Origin of the sequence: Xaviernesmea oryzae (assembly GCF_900109605.1) — a bacterium.
Lineage (GTDB): Bacteria > Pseudomonadota > Alphaproteobacteria > Rhizobiales > Rhizobiaceae > Xaviernesmea > Xaviernesmea oryzae.
Window position 1 is genome coordinate 98,842 of sequence record NZ_FOAM01000007.1, and the last position, 25,263, is coordinate 124,104.

Sequence of the window (25,263 nt, forward strand, 5' to 3'; positions counted from 1 at the left end):
ATGACCCTGCACCCGACCTTTGAGACGATGCCCGATATGCGGGGCATCGAAGCCGCCTTTCCGGCCGAGGAATTCGCCGAGAGACAGGCGCGCGCCCGCGCGGCCATCGCAGCCAGCGGGCATGAGGCGCTGATCGTCACCGGTCCGGAAACCATCTATTGGCTGACGGGCCGCCAGACGGCTGGCTATTTCGCGTTTCAGGCGCTGATCCTGCCCGCCGATGGCGCGCCCGTGCTGCTCGTGCGCCAGCTCGAACTGTTCGGCACGCTCGCCAACACCTATCTGCCTGATCTGGTCGCTTATCAGGACGGCGACGATCCGGCGGAGGCGCTGGTCGATCTTCTGCGCCGGCGGGGCATCGCTCGCCCGGCAATCGAGCTGGCCGGGTGGTTTCTCTCGCCGAAGCTTGCTGCCGAGATCGCCGATCGGCTCGGGGTCGCCGCGCTCGCCGATGGCGCGCAGATCCTGCCGCCTCTCAGGATGATCAAGTCGCCGGCCGAGCTGGCGTCAATCCGCCAGGCGGCGCGCTATGCCGAGGCGGGCATGATCGCCGGCATTGCCGCCTGTGCAGCCGGCGCCGATGAAAATGCGGTGGCGGCGGACATGCTGCAGGCGGCCACGCGCGCCGGCTCGGAAGCCATGGCGATGGAGCCGCTCGTCTCCTCGGGACCGCGCAGCGGCCTGCCGCACATGACATGGCGCCGCCGTGTGCTTCAGCCCGGCGACCCCATCTTCCTCGAACTGGCCGGCAGCCATGCGCGCTATCACGCTGCGCTGATGCGCACGGTGTGGATGGGCACGCCTCCCGATGAGGCGCGGCGGATGATGGACTGCGCGCTACGGGCGCTGGACGCGGCCATTGCCGAGATCCGGCCCGGTGTGTCTTGCGCCCATGTGCACGACACGGCACAGGCGATCATCGATGGGGCAGGCTATACCGCCGCCTTCCGCAAGCGCATCGGCTATTCGATGGGGGTCGCCTTCGCGCCGGACTGGGGCGAGGGCGACATCCTCAGCCTCTTTACCAATGTCGACCGCCGCATCGAGCCCGGCATGGTGTTCCACCTGCCGGCGACCTTGCGCCGCTATGGCGAATGGACCGTGGGCGCCTCGGAAACGGTGATCGTCACCGAAACAGGCGCCGAGCCGCTTTCCACCCTGCCGCGCCAGCTCACCATCCGCTGAATTCCAATCCTCCAGACAGAACGGAGCATGCCATGCGTTCCCTTTTCCATCTTGCCTATCACGTCACGGATCTCGACGAAGCCCGCCGCTTCTATGGTGACATCCTCGGCTGCGAGGAAGGCCGCTCGACCGAGACCTGGGTCGATTTCGATTTCTTCGGCCACCAGATCTCGCTGCATCTCGGCAAGCCCTTCGAGGTCACCCGCACGGGCAAGGTCGGCGACCACATGGTGATGATGCCGCATCTCGGCGTCATCCTGCGGCTGGACGACTGGTTCGCGCTGGCAGAGCGTCTCAAGAACGGCGGCATCGACTTCGATATCCCGCCGGTGATCCGCTTCGAAGGCGAGCCGGGCGAGCAGCGCACCATGTTCTTCTTCGATCCGAGCGGCAACCCGATCGAGGTCAAGGGCTTCAAGGATTTCGAGAGCGTCTTCGCCCATTAAGCGAAAAAGCCTGGGCGGATCGACAATCCGCCCAGGCATAATTCGCAGGTTTGCTGCGGTTTACGGATGATATCAACCGATCTCCGTTGCCTGATGGCATCGGTGCAAACGCTTCCTGTGGTGATACTCGGATAAACGCGAAGACGTCGCCTTAGAACATGCTCGGCGAATTGGTGATCAGCTCGTTGCCGGCTTCGCCGATGATCAGGATATCCTCGTAGAAAGCCGCGCCGACGCCATCGAGCGAGAGGAAGGCTTCGACGCCGAAGACCATATTGGCGTCCACCACGTCCTCGGGCATGGACATGGTGGTTGAGATGCGCGGTAGCTCGAAGCCCAGCCCGATGCCATGGCCATAAAAGGGAAAGTTCTTCATGATCGGCGAAATCGAGCCGCCGAACGCCGCCGTCATCCGGTCGCCCTCCGCCGCCACGTCCAGAAGCCGCACGCCGGGGCGCAGCATGTCCGACAGCCGGTGGACGATGCCGCTCGCCGCTTCGATCAGGCGCCGCTGCTCCGAATTGGCCGGCCCGCGCACGCCCGTGCGGCCGGGATCGAGATAATAGCCCTGGTAAAGCGCGCCATGCAGCGTGCCGGTGACGATATCGCCTACGGCCGGCACATCCTCGCTATAGCCCGTGAGGGGAAAGCGCTGGTCGAAGCCGAGCGTTTCCCCATGATTGGCGCCGATCATCTGCAGGCGGCCGCCGCGGGCGACGGTGATCCGCGCCGCCTCGCCGGCTGCCTCCCGCTCCGAAAGCCCGCCGACGAGGCCTTGCATCAGCGCGTCGACGGCCAGCGTCGCCGTCTCGCCGGCATAGCGGTAACAGTCGAGCTCACGATCACTCTTGATGCGGCGCACCGAGCGCACGAGATCGTCGGCCGGGACCCATTCGATATCCGGCGCGGTCGCTTCGAGCTGCCGGTAATATTTGATCGGGATGAAATGGGTGCCCACCAGCGCCACGCGGCCCGTCACGCCGCGCGCGACCAGTGACCGGGCCACGCTTTCAAAGGGATGGTTGCTGCTCAGCACATCGGCGATGGATACGAGATCGCGGCGCACCTCCGGCTCGTCAATATGAAGCTGCGGCGCGCGGCCCGGCTGGAGAATGACGCCTGCGAAGGATCGAGCGCTCCAGATCAGCGAGTCCATACCGCCGCTGATGGCATAATGATTGGAGAGGTAGAGAACGTCGCCGCAATTGTCCGTCGTGCCGCCGCCACGACCGAAGACCACGGCAGTTTCGAAGCCGCGCCGGATCATTTCCTCATGAAGGCGCGCCCAGCGGGTTTCGTATTCGTCGATCGGAAAATAGCGGTGCATGGCGTCACTCCGTCAGGGGGCTAGCGTGCCTTGAACCCGCGCCGGAATGATGGCGAAGGGTAAGACGCAGGTATCAGGCGATTTCGGTACACCGCCTGTATCCTTCCGTCAATTGGACGATTCAATGCGCGTCCGATTTCGTCAGTTGCGCTTAAAATATGTGCGATCGCCGCCTAACACTTCAGCTTTCCGCCTGACAAATGACCATTAATTTGTTGAAAAGACAGCTTGAACTCCAATGGTATACTGAATAAGCTTGGTGTACTGAAATTCATGCGGAACGCTTTGAGGTCCGTGCAGCGGCAAACATCGGCCTGAACGTAATGTTCGGCTTTCGGTCCGCCGGTCTCGCGAACGCGTCCGATACGAGAAGACGAGTGGATATGGATCTCAACACCCAGACTGTCGCCGCAGGCCGAGGCCGGGCTTTCGCGATGAAGGCGGGCGATCATGTCCGCATCGTCAACACCCATGGCCATCAGGTCGTCGATGCCTGGGCTTTGGCTGCCGAAGACGCGGGCGAGACCTCCTCGATGGATCATACCCGCTCGGTCAACAGCAATATTTTCTTCCAGCAAGGCATGCGCGTTCTCTCTTCGCGCCGCCGGCCGATGCTGACCCTGGTGGCCGACAGCGCCGGTCTGCGCCATGACACGCTGCTGTGTCCTTGCAGCCGAGAACTCTATCAGCAGCTCGGCTGCGCCGAGCCGCACCGCAGCTGCACCGACAATTTTCACGAGGCTTTGGCCGAGGCTGGATGTGCCGTGCCCTTCACACCCGCCTCGCTCAATCTGTTCATGAATGTCCCGGTCTCGCCCGATGGCGCGGTCGATCGCCTTCCGCCGGCCAGCCGGGCGGGCGACAGCGTGGTGCTGCGCGCGGAGATGGACCTGACACTGGTTCTCTCCGCCTGCCCGCAGGACATCACGCCGATCAATGGCGAGGCCCGGACGCCCCGCGATATTGCCGTGGTGATGATAGATGCCTTCGATGGTGAGGAGGCCCCATGAGCGCGCCGCTTCTCAGCCTGCGAGAGATCCGCAAGAGTTTCGGCGACAACGAAGTGCTGAAAGGCGTCTCGCTGGAGGTGCAGGCGGGCGAGGTCGTGTCGATCATCGGCGCCAGCGGCTCGGGCAAGAGCACCTTCCTGCGCTCGATCAATGCGCTGGAAATACCGCAATCCGGCTTCATGGACTTCGAGGACACGCATTTCGACTTCCGCACGGAATCGCGCTTCTTCCCCAGCCAGACGCAGCTTCAGGCCCTGCGCGCCCGCGTTGGCATGGTGTTTCAGAGCTATAATCTCTGGCCGCATATGACCGTGCTGGAAAACGTCATGCATGCGCCGGTCAAGCTCCTCAAGATGCCGCGCAGAGAGGCAACGGAGCAGGCCGAGGCGCTTCTGTCGCGCATCGGTCTCTTGGAAAAGCGCCATAGCTATCCCGCGCGTCTTTCGGGCGGCCAGCAGCAGCGCGTCGCGATCGTCCGGGCGCTGGCCATGAAGCCGCGGCTGATGCTGTTCGACGAAGTCACCTCGGCGCTCGATCCCGAACTGGTGCACGAGGTTCTGGTGCTGATGGCCTCGCTGGCGGCCGACGGCATGACCATGCTGCTCGTTACCCACGAGATCGCCTTTGCCCGCGACGTATCTTCACGCGTGCTGTTCTTCGACAAGGGCGTGATTGCCGAATCCGGTTCGCCCGACATTCTGCGCAGCCCGGAAAGCGACAGATTGAAACAGTTCCTGCACCGCATTCTCCATGACCAGGTAGGTCATTCCGTGTCCCTTGAGGACGGGCGGGGAGGGCAGGCGTGATGACCCGTTTCTGGAACGAACTCCATCTCTATGGCCCTGGCTTTCTCCAGGCATCCTATACCGTTTTCGGCATCACCATCCTCACCATCGCGGTCTCCTGGATTTGCGGCCTCCTCGCCGCGCTGGCGCAGCGTTCGCGATACAGGGTCGTGCGGATCGTCGCCGGCTTCTACATCTGGTTCATCCGGGGTACGCCGACGCTGATCCAGGTATTCATCATCTATTTCGGCCTGCCGCAGTTCGGAATCCGTCTATCGCCCTTTGCCGCCGGGATCATCGCGCTCGGTGTCAATAGTGGGGCCTATGTCGCCGAAATCATTCGCGGCGGCCTGACAGCCATTCCGCGCGGCCAGACGGAATCGGCGCTGGCCCTCGGCTTCAGCCCGGCAGAGACGATGCGCAGCATCATCCTGCCGCAGGTGTTCCGCATCATTCTGCCCGCGATCACGAACGAGGCGATCTCGACGCTGAAGAATACCTCGCTGCTGTCGACGATCACGGTGGTGGAGCTGACGCTCTATGCCCAGACGCTGATCGCCGCCACCTTCCGTCCCTTCGAATTCTATATCGCCGTCGCACTGATTTATCTGGTGTTGACCACGATCCTGACGACGCTCGCCGGCTGGCTGGAGCGCCGCTACGCGAAGCTGTCGTGACGGACCGCAAAGCCGGTCGACACGGCTCCGCCCTTAACCGTCCGCCCGGCGCGACGCCGACCGGTGGGAGACCGGTCCAGCACAATCCTGGGCATCGAAGGATGCCCGTGATCTCAAACATCAACAAAAACGGGAACACAGCTATGAAATTCAAGTCAATCATCCTGGCGCTGGCCGCTGTTGCAAGCGTTGCCATGACGCCGATGGCCAAGGCCGCCGATCTGGAGCTTCTGCAGCCGGGAAAGCTGCTCGTGGCGACCGAGGGTACCTACCCGCCCTTCAGCATGCGCGCGCCGGACGGCACGCTTGACGGCCTCGAAATCCGCGTGGTGAAGGAAATCGCCAAGCGGCTCAATCTGGAATACACGCCCGTCATCATCAAGTGGGATGCGCTCCTCGTCGGCCTGCAGGCCGACCAGTACGACATGAGCAGCGACGCGATGGACATCACCGAAGCGCGCCAGAAACAGGTGACCTTCGCCGATGGCTGGCTGGAATCGGGGGGCCGCGTGCTGACCGGAGAGTCCTCGCCGATCAAGAGCGCGGCCGATCTCAAGGGCAAGACGGTGGGCGCGCTGGTCTCCTCCACCTGGACAAAGATCGCCGAGGAAAAGGGCGCGACCGTCAAGGGTTACAAGGCCGAGTCCGACGCGATGCAGGATCTGGTCAACGGCAATGTGGACGCCGTCATCACCGACTCGATCGCCGCCGCCTATGCCATCAAGACCGGCGGCTTGCCGCTCAAGATGACCGATGATTATGTCAGCCATGTCCAGAAGGGCTTTGCCTTCAAGATGGGCAAGCCGTATCTCGTCGAAGCCGTGAACAAGGCACTGGCAGAGATGGTTGCCGATGGCACCTATGCCAAGCTGACCACCGATCTGGTCGGCTTCGATCCGACGCCGAAAGACCCGATCAAGACGATCAAGTAAGCGCATCTGCCATGGACAGGGCAGGCCTGATCGCCGCCCGAATGGAACAGGAGGCACGCCCGGCGTTCCTCCTGTTTTGTCATGACGGGTGCTCTTCGAGCCAACTGTGAACGCCACCGCGCAGCGCGCCTGTCGTCTGGTCCATGTCCCAAGCCGATTTGGTGACGGAGCCATTCGCTTCAGCCACATCGAACGGATCTATGCCGCTCCAAAATAAGGGACTTACTCGTCGGGCTTCATCGGCCAGAATTGCAATCGTCCGCGCTTTCCAGCAGCCGGCGACATGCTTTATCAACGAACATGCAGCCGGGAGGAGGCGCAACGGGATTTGGGAGAGGGTCATGCGGCTTCTCATCGTCGAGGACAATCACGATCTGGCCGCCTGGCTCGCCAAGGCGCTGAGCCAGGCGCATTACGCCGTCGATATCGCCGCCGACGGCGAGGAGGCCGAAGACCTTCTAGCCCTGGCCGAATATGCTGCCATCATCCTTGACCTGTCGCTGCCCAAGATCGACGGCATGACGCTGCTCAAGCGCATCCGCCGGGCGGGCCGCAAGGTGCCTGTGATCATCCTCACGGCCAATGCCTCGCTCGACGGGCGCGTAGCAGGCCTGGATTCCGGCGCCGACGACTACCTCGCCAAGCCTTTCGAACTGGCGGAACTGGAAGCGCGGCTGCGCGCCCTGATCCGGCGCGGCCATGATCGCGCCAATCCCGAAATCGCCGTCGGCGATCTCGTGCTGGACACGGCGCGACGGCAATTCCTTGTCAAAGGCGAGGTGCTGGCGCTGACCCCGCGCGAGCATTCCGTTTTGGAAACCCTGATCCTCAAGGCCGGCAGCACGGTCTCAAAGGCGATGCTGTCGGAAAGTATTTTCGGTTTCGATGCCGACGCCGATCCAAGCGCCATCGAAATCTATGTCCATCGCCTGCGCAAGAAGCTCGAAGGCGCTGCGGTACAGATCGCGACGCTGCGCGGCCTCGGCTATATGCTCAGGGCCGGCTGAGGCGATGGAGGCGCGGATCGCAGGGAATGATAAAAGCAATGTTACGGCTGCGCGGCCGGTGATGGGTGCTGTAACGGGCGTGGATGAGCGCATGGCCCCCCTGGCGCCGCTCGGCCGCCTGACATTGCTGATGGCGGGACTGCGCCACAGCCTGCGTGTCCAGCTCTTGTTCGGCGTCATGGTCACCTTGACGGCCGTGGTCGGCTTCAACTTGACCTCGGGGCTGATTTCGGCGCGGCGCACGGCCCTGGTCGTCACCGACAATATGCTGCTGGCCTCCGCGCGGACCATTGCCGAGGCGGTGCATGTGGATGGTGAGGGCACGGTTGCCGTCGATGTTCCGCCTGCGGCACTGGAGCTGTTCGACACCGGCCATGCCGATCACGTTTATTATCGTGTAACCACAGCCTGGGGCAGTCTGGTGACGGGCTATCCCGATCTCGCCAGCCCGGCTATGGCCCGCCGGGGCGAGGATATGGCGTTTCACAACGTCAATGTCCGCGCCATGATGCTCGACCAGCCGGTCGTCGGGCTCGGCCCGGATGCGACCGTCACCGTGACCGTGGCTGTGACGCGCCACGGCCAGCAGGCCATGCGCACGGCGCTTTGGCTTTCAGGCCTGAAGGACCAGCTTTTGCTGGTGGCCATGGCCGGTCTCGTCACCGTCTTCGGCCTGCGTTTCGGCCTCTCGCCGATCATGCGCTTTCGCAATGTGGTCAAGGCGCGCCGGCGCGATCAGCTCGAGCCTTTCGACGAGGCCATGGTGCAGACCGAGCTGCGCCCGCTGGTCGCGGCGCTCAACGACTATATGGGCCGCGCTCAACGGCAGATGGCGGCTCAGCGGCGCTTCGTCGCCAATGCCGCGCATCAATTGCGCACGCCGCTGACGGTGCTTTCGACGCAAGCCAGCTTTGCCGCACGCGAAACCGATTCTCTCCGGCGGGACGAAGCGCTGCAGGCGCTGATCCGCAGCACGCGCCAGGTGACGCGGCTTGCCGAACAGCTCCTGACGCTCACCCGCGCCGAACCCGGCAGCCGGGCGCCGCGTGCCGAGCGCATCGACATGGCCAAGGTGGCGCGGCAGGTGCTGGAGGCGCAGGCCGAAACCGCGCTTTCGCGCGGGATCGATATCGGGCTCGACGTCGATAATCTTGCGGCGGGCGCTGCCATCGTCATCGGTGACGGCACCATGATGAAGGAAGCCTTGGTCAATCTTGTCGACAATGCGCTGCGCTATACGCCGGGGCCGGGCGCGGTGACCGTGACGCTCAAACGCAAGGACAGCCTTGTCGAAATCATCGTCGATGACACCGGTCCGGGAATCGCCGACACCGAACGCGAGCAGGTGTTCGAACGCTTCTACCGCATCATCGGCACGCAGGCCGAAGGCAGCGGCTTAGGGCTCGCCATCGTGCGCGAAGTGGTCACCGGCGCCGGCGGCACGGTAGCGCTGGGGGAAAGCCCGGAAGGAGGACTGCGAGTGACGGTGCGGCTGCCGGGGGCGTGAACAGGATCAAGCGCTGCGCGAAAGCAGACTCGACATGTCGTTGACTTGAAATGCAAATCAATTCGATCTAGATTTTCGGAGTGACAGCCGGGGGGCTTAGACCCGGCTGTCGTTTCGCTTAGATGAACAGTTGGACCCGCACGGAGACTTGCCAGCCTGTGCGGGTCTTTCTGATTCTAAGCGTGATGCTCACAGGGAAGAACCCCATTTGCGTCACTCCTCATCGAAAGCAAAGCCCTTGCCTTGGGTCGGGGAGGCTCATCATCCCCGATGCGCCTGCTGGCTCAGCGCGCCTGCTGCTTTTGCGTTCGCAAGCTATTCTTATTAAGAAAATCTAAATTAAAAAAGTGGCCGCCGTCTCTTCATGCTGCTGTGTAGCCGATTGTGCCGTAGATTGCCCTCCCGAAGCAAAAAGCCGCCCGCGACCGATGTCACGAGCGGCTTTTCGCTTTGGGAGGGTTTGGCTTCGTTCAGTGCGTATCGAGGCTCTGCTGGGGCCGCCATTTGGCGAGACGGTTTTCGATTGCCGTCATGATCCATTCCGCAGCCAGGGTGACGACCATGACCAGCACGATGGCGGCGAACATGCCGGCGGCATCGAAGGTGCCCTTGGCGATCGAGATCAGCTGGCCGATGCCGAAGCGGGCGCCGACGAATTCGCCGACGATCGCGCCGATGATGGCGAAGCCGAAGGAGACATGCAGGCTGGCGAAGATCCAGCTCATCGCCGAGGGAACGACGACGGCCCGCGTCACCTGCCAGTCGGACGCGCCGAGAATGCGGGCATTGGCGATCATGTCGCGGTCGGCTTCCCGCACGCCCTGGAAGGCATTGGCGAAGACCACGAAGAACACCATGACGAAGGCGAGCGCCACCTTGGAGGCGAGGCCGAGGCCCATGATCATGATGAAGATCGGCGCCAGCACCACGCGCGGGATCGAATTGATCGCCTTGATATAGACCGAGAAGATATCGGACAGGAACTGGTTGCGGCCAAGGCCGATGCCGACGACGACGCCGGCGATCGAGCCGGTGAAGAAGCCGATCAGCGCCTCTTCCATCGTTACGCCGAGATTGTACCAGAGCGAGCCTTCCGTCGTGCCGTTGACGGCCCAGTCATAGAGCCTTTCGGCCACCGCGCTGGGGCTGGCATAGAAGAAAGGGTCGATCCAGGCCTGGTCGGAGGCCACTTGCCACAGGCCGAGCGCGCCGAAGAGAATGACGAGCTGCCAGAAGAGCACGAGCTGCTTGCGGCGCTTGATCGCCTTCAGAGCGGCCGCCTCGATTTCCTTGTCGCTGGTGCCGGGGCGGAAGGTTGCGGGCGCGACGCCCGTAACAGGACTATCCATCGTGATGTTTGCCATGGTCTTGCCTCCTCTCACGCCGCTTGCGACGCGCGGCGATAGCTGGTCTCGACCTCCTGGCGGAGATCCTCCCAGATCGTCTTGCAATAATCGATGAAGTTCTGGTCGTAGCGGATTTCCGAGACCACGCGCGGGCGCGGCAGCTCGATGCGATAGACCGATTTGACCGTGGCCGGGCCGGCGGTCAGCACATAGACCTTGTCGGCCAGCGCCACGGCTTCCTCCAGATCATGGGTGACGAACACCACCGAGGCCTGGCGCTCGGCCCAGAGCTTGAGCAGCTCCTCGTGCATCACCGTGCGGGTCTGCACGTCGAGCGCCGAGAAGGGCTCGTCCATCAGCAGGATTTCCGGCTCGTTGATGAAGGTCTGCGCCAGCGCAACGCGCTTGCGCATGCCGCCGGAGAGCTGATGCGGATAGTGATGCAGAAATTTCGACAGGCCAACGCGGGCAAGCCAATCCTTGGCGGCGCGCTCGGCCTCCGCCTTGGAGCGGCCGCGAAACAGCGGGCCGGCCATGACATTGTCGATGACGTTCTTCCAGGGGAAGAGCGCGTCCTTCTGGAAGGAAAAGCCGACGCGCGGATCGATGCCCTTGACCGGGCCGCCCATCAGCCGCACTTCGCCGGCGCTCGGCTTGGCAAGGCCGGTGACGAGATTGAGCGTGGTCGACTTGCCGCAGCCCGTGGGGCCGACGACGGCCACGAACTCGCCGCGGCCGACGGTCATGGTGAAGTCGCTCAGCGCCGTCAGCGTCTTGCCGGTGGGCGAAACGAAGCGGCGGGTGACGTTGATCAGCTCGATCGCCGGATCGGCGACCGCGAGATCATTGCGGATCGGCTGGATGCTAGACATGAAATCTCCTTTCGGCAGCGCCTTCAGCGCGCAGAGGAAAAGGGCGAGGCCGTCCGAGCCTGGCGCGGAGCCAGGCTCGGCACAGGGGCGTCAATTGGTCTTGGCGGCCTTCACGAATTCGGTCGTGTAGGTCTTGGAAAGGTCGATCTGCTTGCCCTTGACGTTCTTGGAGAACTCGGACAGCACGGCCAGCACCGTCTTCGGGCCATCCTCGGGCATCACGCCATCCGGCGTGAACATGCCCTTGCCGGCGTCGAGCGCCTTGATGTAGCCCTCCTTGTCGCCGACATAGAAATCCTTGGGCATCTTCTCGGCGATCTCAGCGGCGGAATGGCTGTTGATGAAGGCCAGCGTCTTGACGAAGGCATTGGCGAGCTTCTGCACCTCTTCCTTATGCGCATCCACCCAGGCCTTTTCCATGTAGAGCGAAGCGGCGGGGTAGGGGCCGCCAAGTGCCGCGCGGGTCTGGTCCAGCGTGCGCAGGTCGACCAGCACCGAGGCCTCGCCCGTCTTGACCATGCGCGAGATGGTCGGCTCCGTGGTCATGCCTGCCTGGATCTGGCCCTGCTGCATGGCGGCGATGAAGGTGCCGCCTGCGCCGACCGGAATGGTGGTGATTTCGCCCGCCTTCAGCCCGGCCTTCGACGCCATGTAGAGCGTCAGGAAATTGGTGGAGGAGCCGAGGCCGGTAACCCCGAGCGACTTGCCCTTGAGATCGGCGAAGCTCTTGATCTCCGGGTTCTTGGCCGAGACCAGTTCGACCTCACCCGGCGCCTGCGAGAACTGCACGACCGACTCGACGAACTTGCCCTTGGCCTGCAGGTCGACGCAATGATCGTAGAAACCGACCACGCCCTGCACCGCGCCGGCCAGCAGCTGGTTTTCGGCATCGACGCCGGCGGCTTCGTTCAGAAGCTCGACGTCAATCCCCTCTTCCTTGAAATAGCCGAGGCCCTCGGCAAGCTTGGCCGGCAGGTAGATCTGCTTTTCGAAGCCGCCGACCATGATGGTGATCTTCTCGGCGGCCTGTGCCATGGCGGTGCCGGCCAGAAGGCTGGCTGCAACGAGAGCGGTAAGCGACAGCGCACGGAAACGATGCGTGGATGACATGAATGATCCTCCTTGTGGCGACATGGCGTGCGCGCCCTCCAGCGCGTCTCCTCACCGTCATGTCCATGTCACAAGACTAGCGCGTTAAGCTTTCAGTCAGCTTTCAGCGACCGCAAGGCTGCGCGAATTTGCTGAGGAGAGCATCAGACCGACACCGTCATCGATCCAATTTTCCCGGCTCCATGCTTTCCATCGTTGTGCACGGCCATAAACCGCAACACGTCCAGTAACCAAAGGGCCAAGGTCGGCTCGTGTGATCACGACTATCGCGGTAGCACCGCTACGCGCTGTCCTGTTTGAGCCTCCCCCGTCGTCACCCGGCGCTTCGCCGCAGGACGAGTGACGGCGGGATCTTCAGGTGAAGAGCGGCTTTGCGCCCTTCGATGCGCGACAGCAGCGTCTCGGTCGCCAGGGCGCCCAGTCCCTGCCCATCTTGATCGACACTCGATAGGCTGATGAGGTTGAGGGCGCCCAAAGGCGAATTGTCATAGCCGATGATCGCCAGTTGATCCGGTACGCCGATGCCGCGTGCCGCGGCCAGGTTCAGCAAGGGAATGGCATCGAGATCGCTCCAGCAGAACACGGCAGCGGGACGCTCGGGATCGTCGAGAAAGGCGCTCAGCGCTGCGTCATGCGTCGCAAAATTTTCCGGAAGGCGATGGAGGCGTGCCTGTTTGGCCAGACCGGCGGCAGCCATCGCATCGCGATAGCCGCGCTCGCGCTGCTGCACGACCGAGACGTCGTAACATACCTTCTGCTCGACGGTCAGCATGCCGATGTCTGAAAGGCCTTGCGCCAGCAAGGCCTGCACCGCGAGCGCCGCACCGGCTTCGTCGTCGCAATTCACCGTATCGAAATTCTGGGCCCCGGGATCATGATAACCGACGACGACGATCGGGATATCGCGTGCGAAGGTCGCGATCACATCGGAGGGCAGCCGGGGTGCGACCAGAATGACGCCGTCCATCTTGTAGTCGATCATCGATTCGATCAGCGATGTTTCGAGCTGGGTTTCGGCCTGGCCGACCCCGATCATGGCGCGGATGTTGGACGGGGCAAGCACGCCGTTCACGCCGGCGATCACCTGCGGCAGGAACGGATTGGCGATATCGATCAGCAGGACGCCGATCGTAAAGGTCCGGCCTCGCAGACCTCGGGCGCTGCGCGAGGGGCGATAGCCGAGCGCATCGATAGAGGCCGTGACCTTATTCCGTAAGTTATCGCTAACTCCATAGGCGTTTCGCAGAACTTTCGAGACCGCCGCCACCGAGACTCCCGAATGCGCGGCCACGGTGCGAATGGTGACACGGCCCAGCTGTCCGACATCCTTGGTCTTCGTCTCGCCGCCACCATCCATGCCGAATTTGCCCTGTCTTATCAACGCTCCACGTCACCATGTCAGAAGGCTTCGAAAATTGCTATTGCAAATGGTCCTAAAATGGAGAACGTTACACATAGAACGTTCTACGCTTCTGGCGTGGAGCGGCGGGAGGAGGGTGAGGACCCATGAATATGCATGCGAACCGCACGCGCATTGCAGCGGCGCGGGACTGGGCGGCGCGGATGATCGCGCCCTTGGCCGATCAAGGCGTCGGCAGCCCGGCGAGCTTCGTCGCAACGGCATTTTCCGTGACGGAGCCGGCAGGGGAGGCGCAGCTTTTCATATCCGCGCAAGGCCTTTACCGGTGCTTCATCAACGGCATTCGCGTGGGTCAGGACCTGCTGACGCCTGGCCTGACGAATTATGACGACCGCATCGCCTTTCAGCGCTACGCCGTCGGCCCCCTTCTGCATGAAGGCGAGAACAGGATCGAAATCTGGCTGGCCGATGGATGGTTTCGCTCGCAGATCATGTGGGGCGCCAATGCGATTTCCAATTGCTGGGGCGATCGGATCGCGGCGATCGCCGAGATCGTGTCAGGTCCGTCCGTGCTGGTGAAGACCGATGAAGCCTGGCAATCGGGCACGCTGCCGATCCGGCAGTCCGGCATTTATTTCGGCGAGACGTACGACGCCCGTATCGCGCCCGGCCAGGTCAGCCATGGCGTCGAGGTGCTGCCTTTCGATATCAGGCTGCTGGTGCCGCACGAGACCGCGCCCGTGCGCGTCTTGGAGGCCATCGCCCCGGTGGATCGATGGCAGGAAGCCGGCAGCGGCGCGACGATTTATGACTTCGGCCAGAATGTCGGCGGCTTCGTCCGTTTCACGGTGACGGGAGAGGCGGGCGCCGAGGTGCTGATCGAACATTCGGAGGTGCTTGGCCCGCAACGTGCTTTCGACAATCGCAATTATCGCACGGCCAAGGCGTCGCTGCGCTACATTCTGGCAGGTGGCGGGCCTGAGACATACGAGCCGATGTTCACCTTCCAGGGCTTCCGATATGCCCGGGTGACGATCAAGGGACAAGCGCGGATTGAAGCGATCCACGCCGTGGCGATCAGCTCTCTTGCGGAGCTGAAGGGCGGCTTCTCCACGGGCTCGGAGCTGGTCAACCGGCTGGTCCTCAACACCATCTGGTCGCAGCGCGCCAATTTCATCGAGATTCCGACCGATTGCCCGCAGCGCGACGAGCGTTTGGGGTGGACCGGTGACGCGCAGGTCTTCGCGCCCACGGCCTGCTGGCTGGCCGATTGCCAAAGTTTTCTGCGCAAATATCTGCGGGATGTGATGGCCGATCAAAGGCCCGATGGTGCCATTCCCCACGTCTCGCCCGACCCGACCCGGCTGCATCCCGAGCATTTCCCCGGCTTTGCCGGTTCGACCGGGTGGGGAGACGCGATCGTTCTGATCCCCTGGACGCTCTATCTGCATTATGGCGACAAGGCGATCCTGTCGGAATGCCTCGATGCAATGATCCGGTGGGTCGATTTCGTCTGGTCGATTTCCGACGGTCCGATCGTTCGTCCGCCAGCGAACTGGGGCGAGCGCGGCTTCACCTTCGGCGACTGGCTTCAGCCCGTCGGCGATAACCGTAAGCCAAGGCCTACTATCGGCGACGACTGCGCCGCCACGCTCTATCACTTCATTTCCACCAACCATCTCGCGCGGATCGCGGGCCTGTGCGGGCGGCCTGAGGTGGAGGCGCGCATGACGGCGCGGGCGGCCGAGATCTGGACGGCGTTCGCGCATGAGTTCATCACGCCCGCCGGCCGCCTGGCGCATCATGACCAGACGTCCTATGCGCTGGCCTTTCTCCACGACCTCGTGCCTGAGCAGCATGCCGAGGCGGCCAAGGCGCATTTCCGCCGCACGGTGGAAGATGCGGATTTCAAGATCGGAACCGGCTTTATCGGGACGCCCGCCCTGCTGCCGGCGCTGAGCAAGCTCGGTCTCGATGAGCTGGCGGAAAAAGTCTTTCTCCAGGAGGAGGTGCCGGGCTGGCTCTATCAGGTCAAGCAAGGCGCCACGTCGATCTGGGAACGCTGGGATGCGATTGCCCCGGATGGGACGATCTACGACCCCGATATGAACAGCTATAATCATTACGCCTATGGCGCCGTCTGCCAATGGCTGTTCGAAAGCGTGGCGGGCATCAAGCCCGATCCCCAAAAGCCCGGCTTTGCGCGCGTTATCGTCTCGCCCGGTCCCTTGCGCGGCCTGAACCCGGTCTCTGCCTGGCATGAGAGCCCGCGCGGACGCATCGCCGTCGACTGGTCCATCGAGGGCGACGAGGTGCGCTACCGCCTGGTTCTGCCGCAAGGATCCGAGGGTATTTTTGCGCCGTCGCCGCGGCTTGGCCCGGCGCTGGCCGATGGCCAGCCGCTTGCGCCGGGCGCCATTCTAGCCGCTGGAGCGCATGATATCCGCTTTTCGCTGCGCGACGAAGCCCCCGGCCGAGCGGGGTGATGCTTTCGGGCGGCGTTTACGCCCTGATCCGACCGCGCGGATCGTGAGCGCGAGAAGGGACGTCGAGTTTGGTGGAAGGCGCAGGACGCGCGGTGGGCCTTCCACTGGAATGCAGTCAATCACTGTCACGTGGTTCGGAGGAGGAACGCCATGACAAGACACACGCTTATCAGGACATGCGCACCGATTGCGCTTGCAAGCCTGCTTGCATGCGGACCGGCATCGGCGCAGACCACGCTCACCTTTCTGATGGTCACGGGTTCGGACTCGATGGCTGCCGCGGAGGCGCTGGCCAAAGCGTATGAAGCCAAACATCCCGATGTCACCGTCGAAATCGAGGCGCGCCCTGGCGGCAGCGAAGGTGACAATCTGATCAAGACGCGGCTGGCCACAAGCGAAATGCCCGATGTCTTTCTCTACAATTCCGGATCGCTGATGCAGGCGCTGAAGCCTGAGACCGCGCTTCTGGACATTTCCGACCTGCCGTCGCAAGCCGGCGTTGCCAAGGACTTCAAGGATGTGGTCAGCGCCGGCGGCAAGGTCTATGGCGTTCCCTTCGGCACGACGATGGCCGGCGGGATCTTCTATAACAAGGACATCTATCGCGAGCTGGGGCTGAGCCCGCCCAAGACCTGGGCCGAGTTCATGGCCAACAACGAGAAGATCAAGGCGGCAGGCAAGGTGGCCGTCGCCCAGACCTATGGCGCGACCTGGACCTCACAGCTCTTCGTTCTGGCCGATTTTTACAATGTGCAGAAGGCGGTGCCGAATTTCGCGGCGGATTACACGGCCAATCGGGCGAAATACGCCACGACGCCCGCCGCCTTGAAGGGCTTCGAACATCTGGCAGAGGTGCATGAAAAGGGGCTGCAAAATCCCGATTTCGGCGCCGCGACCTATGAGGATGGACTGGCGATGGTGGCGACCGGCCAGGCTGCGCACTATCCCATGCTCTCCTTCGCTGTTGGCGCCCTGAAGCAGACGAACCCGGACGACCTGAAGAATCTCGGCTTCTTCTCGCAGCCCGGTGACGATGCCGCGCAAAACGGCCTGACGGTCTGGATGCCCATGGCGCTCTTTGCGCCGGCGACGACGCCGAACAAGGAGGTGGCACGTGATTTTCTCGATTTCGTCGCCAGCGTCGAAGGCTGCAAGGTCGGAATGAGCGTCAATACTGTTCAAGGTCCTTCCGTGGTCCAGGGATGCGATCTGCCGGCAGACGTGCCGCCGGCAATTTCGGACATGCTTCCGTATTTCAAGGAGGGCCGGACCGCGCCGGCGCTCGAGTTCCTCTCACCGATCAAGGGGCCGTCGCTGGAGCAGATCACCGTCGAAGTCGGCTCCGGCATGCGTGCTCCGGCCGAAGCGGCTGCCCTTTACGACGAGGACGTGCGCAAGCAGGCAAAGCAATTGGGCCTGCCGAACTGGTGATGCGTCTTGGCCTTCCCATGCTCGCTGGCGCTTGCGTGGAGGCCTGTCAACGGTGGCGGACGGTAGGCAAGTGCCATGGGAAACCGTCCGCCACCGTTGCCCCCGATCACTCGTGGGCGCGTCGAATGGCTGAGGGACGAGTGGGCGGCCGATGCCCCGCCTCCATAAGGACAAGATGAGGACGGATATCATGGCGCGGATCGCGCAGACGATTTCCAGATCTGACAGCAAGGCGACGGCGGAGACGCCCGACATCACCGAGCGGACGGCTGCCGGCGGCGAGACCACGCGTCGACGTCGGCCTTCGCCTTACCCTCACTGGTTCCTTCTGCCTGCCGCCATCATCTACACCGTGCTGTTTCTCGTGCCGACGGCGACCTCGTTCTGGTACAGCATGACGCGCTGGGATTTGAAAACGGCGACGTTCATCGGGTTTGAGAACTTCCACCAGTTCTTCTCGGAGCCATTTCTGGTCCAGGGCCTCGTCAATACGCTGATCTATGCCGCGCTTACCTCCGCCATGAAGACGGTGTGCGGTCTCGGCCTCGCGGTGCTGTTGACGAGCGATATCGTCGCCCGCGGCCTTCTTCGCGCCATCGTGTTCTTTCCCGTTCTGGTCTCCACCATCGGGGTCGGCATTGCCTTCACGGTGATGATGCATCCGACGCGCGGCGTCTTCAACGTTGCGCTGGCTTCGGTCGGTGTGGCAGGGCCCGGCTGGCTGACGGATCCGGCGCTCGCGCTGTTTTCCGTGGCCTTGGTCGATCTGTGGAAGGGCGTCGGTCTCGCTACCTTGATCTTCATCGCCGGCCTATCGGCGATCAGCCCGGATTATTACGAGGCGGCGCGTATCGATGGCGCAACGCGCCTGCAGCAATTCCGCCGCATCACCCTGCCGCTCGTGCGCCCGGCCACCGTCACCGTCGTGACGCTCTCGCTGATCGGCGGGCTTCGATCCTTCGACCTGATCTGGGCGATGACGCGTGGCGGGCCGGGCTTTGCCTCCGATGTCATCGCGTCGGTCATCTACAAGCAGTATCAGGCCGGCTTTTACGGCCTGTCGACGGCTGGCAATGTCATTCTCTTCCTGCTGATCTCGGTGATCATCCTGCCGTTGACGGTCTGGTTCCAGCGCCGGGAGGTGGAGCAATGACGCGCACGCGCCGCGCAACGACAGGGATCATCGCGCTGGCCCTGGCCGGCATCATCTTCGTCATTCCCTTCGTCTTCATTGGGCTGCAGGCCGGCAAATCCCGCACGGAGGCGGCAATGCTTGCCTTTTCCCTGCCAAAGGCGTGGCTGTTCTGGGATAATTTCGTCGCAGTGGTCACCGCCCGCGACTATCAGCTACTGCTGGCCTTCTTCAATTCCAGCCTGATCACGGTGCTGTCGGTGGCGGCCCTCGTCGTGCTTTCGGCCATGGTCGGCTATGTCATGCAGCGCCGGCCCTCGGCGGTGACCGGTCTCGCGCAGATATTCCTGCTGGTGGGGCTGATGATGCCGCCGGCCGTGGTGCCGACAATCGGATTGCTGCAGTCGATCGGCCTGTTCAAGACGATGACGGGCATGATCCTGATCCAGATCGCCTATAACCTCTCCTTCTCGACCATGCTCTATCGCGCTTTCATTGCCACCATCCCGCGCGATCTGGACGAGGCTGCGCGGATCGATGGCGCCAAGCCAAGGCAAATCTTCTTTCGCGTGATCCTGCCTTTGCTGAAGCCGGTAACGGTGACCAATATCGTCGTCCAGTCGATTGCCATCTTCAACGATTTTACCGGCCCGCTCTATTATCTGCCGGGCCGTGACAACGTCACCGTCCAGCTCACGCTCTATAATTTTCAGAGCGCTTATGCCACGCAGTACAACCTCCTGTTCATGAACATCCTGCTGGTGACGATCCCGCCTCTGATCGTCTTCATCTTCTTCAACCGCCAGATTGTCGCCGGCATGACGGCCGGGGCCGTCAAGGGCTGACCGCTCCGCCGCACAAAATCAGGGAGGGCCTCATGTCGGGCGTCCAGCTCAAAAATATCCGCAAAAGCTTCGGCGCGCTGGAAATCATCAAAGGCATCGATCTCGAGATCGCGCCGGGGGAGTTCACCGTCTTCGTCGGTCCCTCCGGTTGCGGCAAGTCGACCCTCTTGCGGATGATCGCGGGGCTGGAAGACGTCACCTCGGGCGCCCTGACGATCGGCGGGCGCGACGTCACCGATCGCGAACCATCCGAACGTGGCATCGCGATGGTGTTTCAGTCCTATGCCCTCTATCCCCATATGACGGTGGCGGAAAATATCGGCTTCGGCCTCTCCCTTGCCCGCCGCCCGAAAGCGGAAATCGACGCCAAGGTCAATGCGGCGGCCGACGCGCTGCAACTCACCCATCTTCTCGACCGCAAGCCCAAGGCGCTGTCGGGCGGTCAGCGTCAACGCGTGGCGATCGGCCGCGCGATCGTGCGCAACCCCCAGGTCTTTCTCTTCGACGAGCCGCTGTCCAACCTCGATGCCTCCCTGCGCGCGCAGATGCGTCTGGAGATTGCCGATCTCCATGCCCGCCTGAAAACGACGATGATCTACGTCACGCATGATCAGGTCGAGGCGATGACCATGGCCGACAAGATCGTGGTTCTCAATGGCGGCAAGATCGAGCAGGTCGGCAGCCCGATGGCACTCTACGATCGGCCGGCGACGCCCTTCGTCGCCGGCTTCATCGGCAGCCCACGCATGAACCTTTATCAAGGCGCGTTCGCCGAACGGGCAGGCTGCCGCACCTATGGCATTCGGCCCGAACATATCACGCTGTCCGAGACGGATGGCCGCTGGCCTGGAACCGTCCGCCATATCGAAAGGCTGGGCGCCGACGCCCTCGTCTATCTCGATGTCGAGGAGGCCGGGCCGATGGTGGCGCGCAGCGAAGGCCATGCGCCGGTGGCCATCGGCCAGCGACTTTGGGCAAGCCCCATAGCAGGCCACGAACATCGCTTCGAGATCTGACCACGGATCGGTTGCTTGCTTCGTGCAAGATCTGACCAAAGCAATCTCGTTCCCATGCGAAAGCGATGCGAGATGCAGATCTTTAGACAGGAGGTTTTGCTTGGCTAGATAGTCGTTGCGGAATTCCGCCGTAACATCATGATGTAGGAGGCCGGCAATAACCGCTCGGTGCCGGGAATGTCGAGCAAGGTCGTGCATGGCTTCCATCTTGAGTTGCTGGTGTGAAAAAGGCGGTCCGGCTTTTCGAATCCTACGGTGAAGACACGCCGGCGCAGCATCCGCATGTCCATTCTAAACCACAGTTTTCATTCGCTTATATCATTTTTTTCGGTTGACTCGGATATCGCATGTCGAATATTCATCTAATATAGAATTTCATGATTTTGGATGTGTGCATGGGGAGGGGAGGCCCGAAGCACCGCAAGCAAACACGCTGAAAAGCGAACCACCTGTTACTTGCCCTCGTAATCGCACAATGCGTGAGAAGGGCTCCTTCCATGCGGCCGATCGATGGATGCCCCGGTGGCAAGTCGTCCCGCCGCATGGCCGAACGATGATGAGGTTCGCCTGACATCGCAACCCTGAAAGACCCTCGCAGAAGCGGGCTGTCTCGCGCCTGGCATGGCCGGCGTGATCGGCTTGCCGTGGCCTGTCATTCAAGCCGCAGACTGCGTAGCGAAAAGAATTTAAGCGGAGGAAACCGAAGAATGCAGTCTCAATCGACATCCAGATCCTATTTGTTGCGTGGCGTCGCCTTGTCGGCCCTGATGCTCTTGTCTCCCGGCACGGCCCTGTCCAATGGCCTGGCGCATCATACGCCCAATCCGGCGGCGCTGCTTCCGGACAATCTCGTTCCTGAAAATCCCGAGGTCTGCCCGGTCAAGGTCGTCAGCGTCAAAGGCACCGTGTCTGATGCCGATGCGCTGCTTTGCGACGGCGTGATGGGCGCCACGATCGATGTCGCGCCCGGCTCGAAGGTCACGGTCGTTCTGGACTACGGCCGCAATGTCGGCGGCATTCCGTTCTTCGACGTCGGCGCCGTGACCGGCTCGGTGGACATGAAGGCCGCCTATGCCGAGACCAATCGTTACCTTTCCGAAAATGGCGATGGCGCGGCGCCGCCGGCACAATCGCTCGGCACGGGAGAGGGCGATCCCCGTCGCTATGACGTCTACACCGTCACCAAGCCGGGCCTGATTACCAATTACGACAATCAAGGCGGGGAGCGTTATCAGCAACTTACCTTCACGGGGTCGGGCTCGATCACGCTCAATCGGGTCGGCATCAAATATATCGCGGACCGTACACAGCCTGTCGATTATGGCGGCTATTTCTCCTCCAGCGACGATGTTCTCAATCGGATCTGGTATGCCGGTGCTTACACCGCGCAGCTAGGTTCCGTGCCTGCGCGGTCCATGCCGGGTGGGTTCCGGATCGTCTCTGGCGCTATGGAGGCGCGTGGCGCCAGCAACCTCACAGCGGGTTCCGACATCGGCTACTACATGCCAGGAAAGGACTGGGCCGACTACACGGTGACGATGCAGGTCAAGATCGTCTCGGCTCAGGCAGGCTGGGCCGTACGCGCGCAGGACCCCCGCAACGGGCTCGTCTTTCTCCTGGACAAGAGCGGCCAATTGCGTGCGCTGACGGCCATCGACAATGCCTACAAGACGATCGCGTCCGCAACCGTTCCCTTCCCCATCGTCGAGGGCAAGTGGTACGATGTCACGACAACGGTGCGCGGCAAGGTCGCCACTGTCAGCATCAATGGCAGCCTCGTTTTGACGGCGGATGCGTCTGCTTTCAGCAAGGGCTCGATCGGTTTCCGCGAGTATAGCGGCGAAGCGGCGCAGTTTCGCAAGGTCGTTGTCAGCAATGGCGCCAAGCTGAACCTGCCTTTCGATAAGGCGGCGGATCTGGCCGATTTCTGGATCCCCGGCAGCAACGAGCGGGCCGCCATCTTGGATGGCGCGAAGCGCGACCGCCTGATCTGGTCAGGGGATATCGACATTGCCGGGCCGTCGATCGCTTATAGTCTCGGCAACAATGACTATCTCAAGGGCTCGCTGCAGCAGATGGCGACGCGCCAGCACACGAGCGGCTTTATCGAGGGGGCTGTGCCGGCCACCTATCCCACCATTCCCGCCAAGAACCTGACGTCCGAGACCGGTCCTTACTCGGCCACCTATTCGATGTATGTCGTCCTCGGCGCCTATGATCACCTGCTCTTCAGCGGCGACTATGACTTCGCGAAGACCATGTGGCCGATCGTGCAGAAGCAGATGGCATGGAATGCGACGCGCCTGGATCAGCGCGGACTGTTCGTCACGCGCCGCCAGGACGGCGCCGACTGGGACTTCTACGATGCCGAAAAGGTCGGCGCGATCACGGCCTATAACGCCATCTACTACCGCACGCTGCTCAGTGCGGCCGCAATGGCCGACGCTCTGGGCGAAGCCGCTGACGCCGACGACTATCGCAGCCAGGCAGACAAGCTGGGCCAGGCCATCAATCGCTACATGTATAATCCGCAGAAGGGCTATTATAAGATCAGCGACACCGTCGATATCATCGCACAGGATGCCAATGCCGCAGCCCTGTTCGCCGGGCTCGCGCCCGCCGAAGAGGTGCCCCGGGTTCTGGCCAGCATGAAGAGCCTGCTGTGGACCACGAAATACGGGCCGCTCCCCTTTGGCGACCGCTGGTGGAAGCCGATCGTCAGCACCTTCATCTCCGGCTATGAGGCGCAGGCACGCTTCGCCCATGACGACACGGAAAATGCCGAGACGCTGATCCGCAACGTCTATGGCTGGATGGTCAATCCCGACAATCCCGACATGACCAGCACGCTCTGGGAAAATGTCGCCGTCGACGGCAAGCCTGGGCTGGGCTCCTATACGAGCTTGGCGCATGGATGGGCAACCGGCGCGGTGTCCGCCCTGTCGGGCTATGTGCTGGGTGTCCGCCCTCTTTCGCCAGGCTTCAAGACCTGGCTCGTCCAGCCGCATATCGGCAAATTGGACCGTGCCGAAGGCCGCGTCCCCACACCCGCTGGGCCGATCGACGTGCAGTGGAACCAGGGCGATGGCCAGCTGAGCTTGACCGTCGAGGCGCCTCAGGGAACCAAGGGACGGATCGGCATCCCCATGATCGCCGGTGCCGATGCCACCGTCCTGATGGACGGCAGGATCATCTGGCAGGATGGCCACGCGGCTGAGCGCGGCGCCTATCGCGCGGTTTCCGACGGCAACTTCCTCTATGTCTCGGATCTGCCGGGCGGTACGCACATGGTCGTCCTCAGCAACTGAAGCACAGGGCCGATGACGACTTGCGGCCTTATGCTCGAGGCTTAAGCAGGCCGCATAAGGCCGCCCGTCGGTTCGTGCGGGTTCAGTTAAAATCAAAGGTTGAAGCGTGTCACTGGAGCGAGGCCACGTGACACGCTTTCGTTTGGCAAGTCCTTGTCGCTGATCGCGCTCCAGCAAAAGCCGGAGCACTGCTGCCGACCGCAGTTTCCGCACTGACGATATCTTGGGTCTGCAAGCCGATCCAATGCGGCTCTTTGTGGGGTCCGCCTACGCCCGCCGGGGGCCGCCGGCGCAAGACGTTCTGCGTGATATCAGCGAGTCATGCCTTTTCGGCCCGGCTTTTGCGACAGCTTTTCCAGAGGCGGCGCGGCCGTCGATTCACGCGCGACCAACTCCGGCGAAAGCAGGATCCGCTCTGCCGGCGGTGCGATGCCGGAGATCATGGCGAGCAGCGTATTGACGGCGGCGCGCGACATTTGCGTCAGGGGCTGGCGGATGGTCGTCAGCGCCGGGTGCACATGGTTTGCGACGGACACATCGTCGAAGCCGATCAGCGATATATCCTGTGGCACCGAGCGCTTGCTTTCGCGGATTGCGGCCATGGCGCCCACCGCGCTCATGTCGTTGGCGGCAAAGATGGCCGTCGGCGGCTCGGCAAGCCGCATCAGCCGCTGCGCCGCCAGAAAGCCGCCCTGCTGCATGAAGTTGCCATGTACCACCAGCTCTGGATCGGCATCGAGGCCGAGTTGGGCGCGCATGTCATGAAAGGCACGCGCGCGATCTCGCGCCGATGCAAGGCCTTCGTTTCCGGCAATGAAGCCGATGCGCCGGTGTCCCAGCGCGGCCAGATGTTCGATGGCCAGCCGCGCGCCCTGATAATTGTCGGTCATGATCTTCGGAAAGGGGGCGTCATTGCCTTCATCGATCGTGACGATCGGTAGCTTCGCGTTCGACAGGCTCGCCAGATAGTCCGACTGAAACGGCAGGATGACGATCACGCCGTCGACGATCTGGCTCAAAAGGTCGAGGATCGGCCCCGGCGGTCGGTTGTCCGCATCTGACAGCGAGTAGACGAGCATTTCGTAATTCGCGGCGCGGCCAGCGCTGCCAATGCCCAGAACCAGCTCGCTGGTAAAGAGGGTATGCAACTGTGCGATCACACCGATCACGTGGGAGCGGCCGCCGGAGAGGCGCTGCGCCGCCCGATTGGCGACATAGCCGAGATCGTCCGCGATCCGCAGGATCTCGGCACGTTTCTCGTCGGACACGCCGGGCTGGTTGTTGACGGCGCGCGAGGCGGTCATCATCGAGACGCCGGCCACCCGCGCAATCTCGGCCAGGGTTGGATTGGTCTTTTTCACTAAATTTTCAACCTGTAATATGTGTGCGCCTGAGCGGCACGTTAGTCACCTTCGCTTTTCTGAGCGCGGAGGGCAAGACGCTATTGACGATAAATAACGTTAGCGCTAACGTTAATGATA

Annotated in this window: 21 protein-coding genes; 14 read left to right on the forward strand and 7 right to left on the reverse strand. The window is 62.6% G+C overall.

The features are described from left to right. Both BMX61_RS10735 and BMX61_RS10740 read left to right on the forward strand, forming a co-directional pair. The gene (locus BMX61_RS10735) at positions 1 to 1,185 is read left to right on the forward strand and encodes a M24 family metallopeptidase (RefSeq protein ID WP_075629825.1); all 1,185 of its coding nucleotides are present in this window, start codon (positions 1 to 3) and stop codon (positions 1,183 to 1,185) included. 32 nt (positions 1,186 to 1,217) lie between these two features. Next, the gene (locus BMX61_RS10740; protein ID WP_075629824.1) at positions 1,218 to 1,631 is read left to right on the forward strand and encodes a VOC family protein; all 414 of its coding nucleotides are present in this window, start codon (positions 1,218 to 1,220) and stop codon (positions 1,629 to 1,631) included. 151 nt (positions 1,632 to 1,782) lie between these two features. Here the strand turns inward: BMX61_RS10740 and BMX61_RS10745 are convergent, their stop codons facing one another. Beyond that, the gene (locus BMX61_RS10745) at positions 1,783 to 2,958 is read right to left on the reverse strand and encodes a M24 family metallopeptidase (protein ID WP_075629823.1); all 1,176 of its coding nucleotides are present in this window, start codon (positions 2,956 to 2,958) and stop codon (positions 1,783 to 1,785) included. A gap of 383 nt (positions 2,959 to 3,341) precedes the next feature. Here BMX61_RS10745 and BMX61_RS10750 point away from each other — a divergent pair, with 383 nt between their 5' ends. From BMX61_RS10750 to BMX61_RS10765, 4 genes are all read left to right on the forward strand, one after another. Continuing rightward, the gene (locus BMX61_RS10750) at positions 3,342 to 3,968 is read left to right on the forward strand and encodes a DUF1989 domain-containing protein (protein WP_075629822.1); all 627 of its coding nucleotides are present in this window, start codon (positions 3,342 to 3,344) and stop codon (positions 3,966 to 3,968) included. Beyond that, positions 3,965 to 4,774: an amino acid ABC transporter ATP-binding protein gene (locus tag BMX61_RS10755; RefSeq protein WP_075629821.1), complete on the forward strand. Its 810-nt coding sequence runs from the start codon at positions 3,965 to 3,967 to the stop codon at positions 4,772 to 4,774. Before BMX61_RS10750 ends, BMX61_RS10755 begins: the two co-directional genes overlap by 4 nt. Then, positions 4,774 to 5,430: an amino acid ABC transporter permease gene (locus BMX61_RS10760; RefSeq protein ID WP_075629820.1), complete on the forward strand. Its 657-nt coding sequence runs from the start codon at positions 4,774 to 4,776 to the stop codon at positions 5,428 to 5,430. Before BMX61_RS10755 ends, BMX61_RS10760 begins: the two co-directional genes overlap by 1 nt. Positions 5,431 to 5,573: 143 nt before the next feature. Beyond that, positions 5,574 to 6,362 (forward strand): transporter substrate-binding domain-containing protein, encoded by a 789-nt coding sequence (locus tag BMX61_RS10765; RefSeq protein ID WP_075629819.1) that lies wholly within the window; start codon positions 5,574 to 5,576, stop codon positions 6,360 to 6,362. Between the two features lie 79 nt (positions 6,363 to 6,441). Here the strand turns inward: BMX61_RS10765 and BMX61_RS24300 are convergent, their stop codons facing one another. After that, positions 6,442 to 6,705, reverse strand: coding sequence for a hypothetical protein (locus BMX61_RS24300; protein ID WP_139198911.1), 264 nt, complete (start codon positions 6,703 to 6,705; stop codon positions 6,442 to 6,444). On the opposite strand from BMX61_RS24300, the gene BMX61_RS10770 reads away from it, so the two are divergent. Continuing rightward, positions 6,704 to 7,369, forward strand: coding sequence for a response regulator (locus BMX61_RS10770; RefSeq protein WP_075629818.1), 666 nt, complete (start codon positions 6,704 to 6,706; stop codon positions 7,367 to 7,369). The two genes, BMX61_RS24300 and BMX61_RS10770, sit on opposite strands and share 2 nt — an antisense overlap. 91 nt (positions 7,370 to 7,460) lie before the next feature. Beyond that, a complete protein-coding gene (locus BMX61_RS10775) occupies positions 7,461 to 8,876 on the forward strand; it encodes a sensor histidine kinase (protein ID WP_234794653.1) in 1,416 nt (471 codons plus the stop codon). A gap of 470 nt (positions 8,877 to 9,346) precedes the next feature. On the opposite strand, the gene BMX61_RS10780 is transcribed toward BMX61_RS10775, so the two are convergent. From BMX61_RS10780 to BMX61_RS10795, 4 genes are all read right to left on the reverse strand, one after another. Continuing rightward, complete coding sequence (locus BMX61_RS10780) at positions 9,347 to 10,240, reverse strand: ABC transporter permease (protein WP_075629817.1); 894 nt, start codon at positions 10,238 to 10,240, stop codon at positions 9,347 to 9,349. Between the two features lie 14 nt (positions 10,241 to 10,254). After that, complete coding sequence (locus BMX61_RS10785) at positions 10,255 to 11,094, reverse strand: ABC transporter ATP-binding protein (protein WP_075629816.1); 840 nt, start codon at positions 11,092 to 11,094, stop codon at positions 10,255 to 10,257. A 90-nt stretch (positions 11,095 to 11,184) separates the two neighbouring features. Continuing rightward, entirely contained in the window at positions 11,185 to 12,204 is a 1,020-nt protein-coding gene (locus tag BMX61_RS10790; protein WP_075629815.1) for an ABC transporter substrate-binding protein, read from the reverse strand. Positions 12,205 to 12,517: 313 nt separating this feature from the next. Next, entirely contained in the window at positions 12,518 to 13,561 is a 1,044-nt protein-coding gene (locus BMX61_RS10795) for a LacI family DNA-binding transcriptional regulator (protein WP_075629814.1), read from the reverse strand. 149 nt (positions 13,562 to 13,710) lie between these two features. Between BMX61_RS10795 and BMX61_RS10800 the strand changes: the two genes are divergently transcribed. The 6 genes from BMX61_RS10800 to BMX61_RS10830 all read left to right on the forward strand — a co-directional run bounded on the left by BMX61_RS10800 (position 13,711) and on the right by BMX61_RS10830 (position 23,782). Next, entirely contained in the window at positions 13,711 to 16,050 is a 2,340-nt protein-coding gene (locus BMX61_RS10800; protein ID WP_075629813.1) for an alpha-L-rhamnosidase, read from the forward strand. A 150-nt stretch (positions 16,051 to 16,200) separates the two neighbouring features. Beyond that, positions 16,201 to 17,481: an ABC transporter substrate-binding protein gene (locus BMX61_RS10805; protein WP_075629812.1), complete on the forward strand. Its 1,281-nt coding sequence runs from the start codon at positions 16,201 to 16,203 to the stop codon at positions 17,479 to 17,481. A 190-nt stretch (positions 17,482 to 17,671) separates the two neighbouring features. After that, positions 17,672 to 18,634 carry a carbohydrate ABC transporter permease gene (locus BMX61_RS10810; RefSeq protein ID WP_083639654.1) on the forward strand — a complete coding sequence of 321 codons (963 nt, stop codon included), beginning with the start codon at positions 17,672 to 17,674 and terminating at the stop codon, positions 18,632 to 18,634. Beyond that, positions 18,631 to 19,458 (forward strand): carbohydrate ABC transporter permease, encoded by an 828-nt coding sequence (locus BMX61_RS10815; protein ID WP_075629811.1) that lies wholly within the window; start codon positions 18,631 to 18,633, stop codon positions 19,456 to 19,458. The genes BMX61_RS10810 and BMX61_RS10815 overlap by 4 nt, the downstream gene beginning before the upstream one ends. A 32-nt stretch (positions 19,459 to 19,490) precedes the next feature. After that, positions 19,491 to 20,474 carry an ABC transporter ATP-binding protein gene (locus BMX61_RS10820; protein ID WP_075629810.1) on the forward strand — a complete coding sequence of 328 codons (984 nt, stop codon included), beginning with the start codon at positions 19,491 to 19,493 and terminating at the stop codon, positions 20,472 to 20,474. 707 nt (positions 20,475 to 21,181) lie between these two features. Beyond that, positions 21,182 to 23,782: an alpha-L-rhamnosidase-related protein gene (locus BMX61_RS10830; RefSeq protein WP_083639639.1), complete on the forward strand. Its 2,601-nt coding sequence runs from the start codon at positions 21,182 to 21,184 to the stop codon at positions 23,780 to 23,782. A 311-nt stretch (positions 23,783 to 24,093) separates the two neighbouring features. On the opposite strand, the gene BMX61_RS10835 is transcribed toward BMX61_RS10830, so the two are convergent. Further along, the gene (locus BMX61_RS10835; protein WP_075629807.1) at positions 24,094 to 25,143 is read right to left on the reverse strand and encodes a LacI family DNA-binding transcriptional regulator; all 1,050 of its coding nucleotides are present in this window, start codon (positions 25,141 to 25,143) and stop codon (positions 24,094 to 24,096) included. Positions 25,144 to 25,263 lie beyond the last annotated feature (120 nt).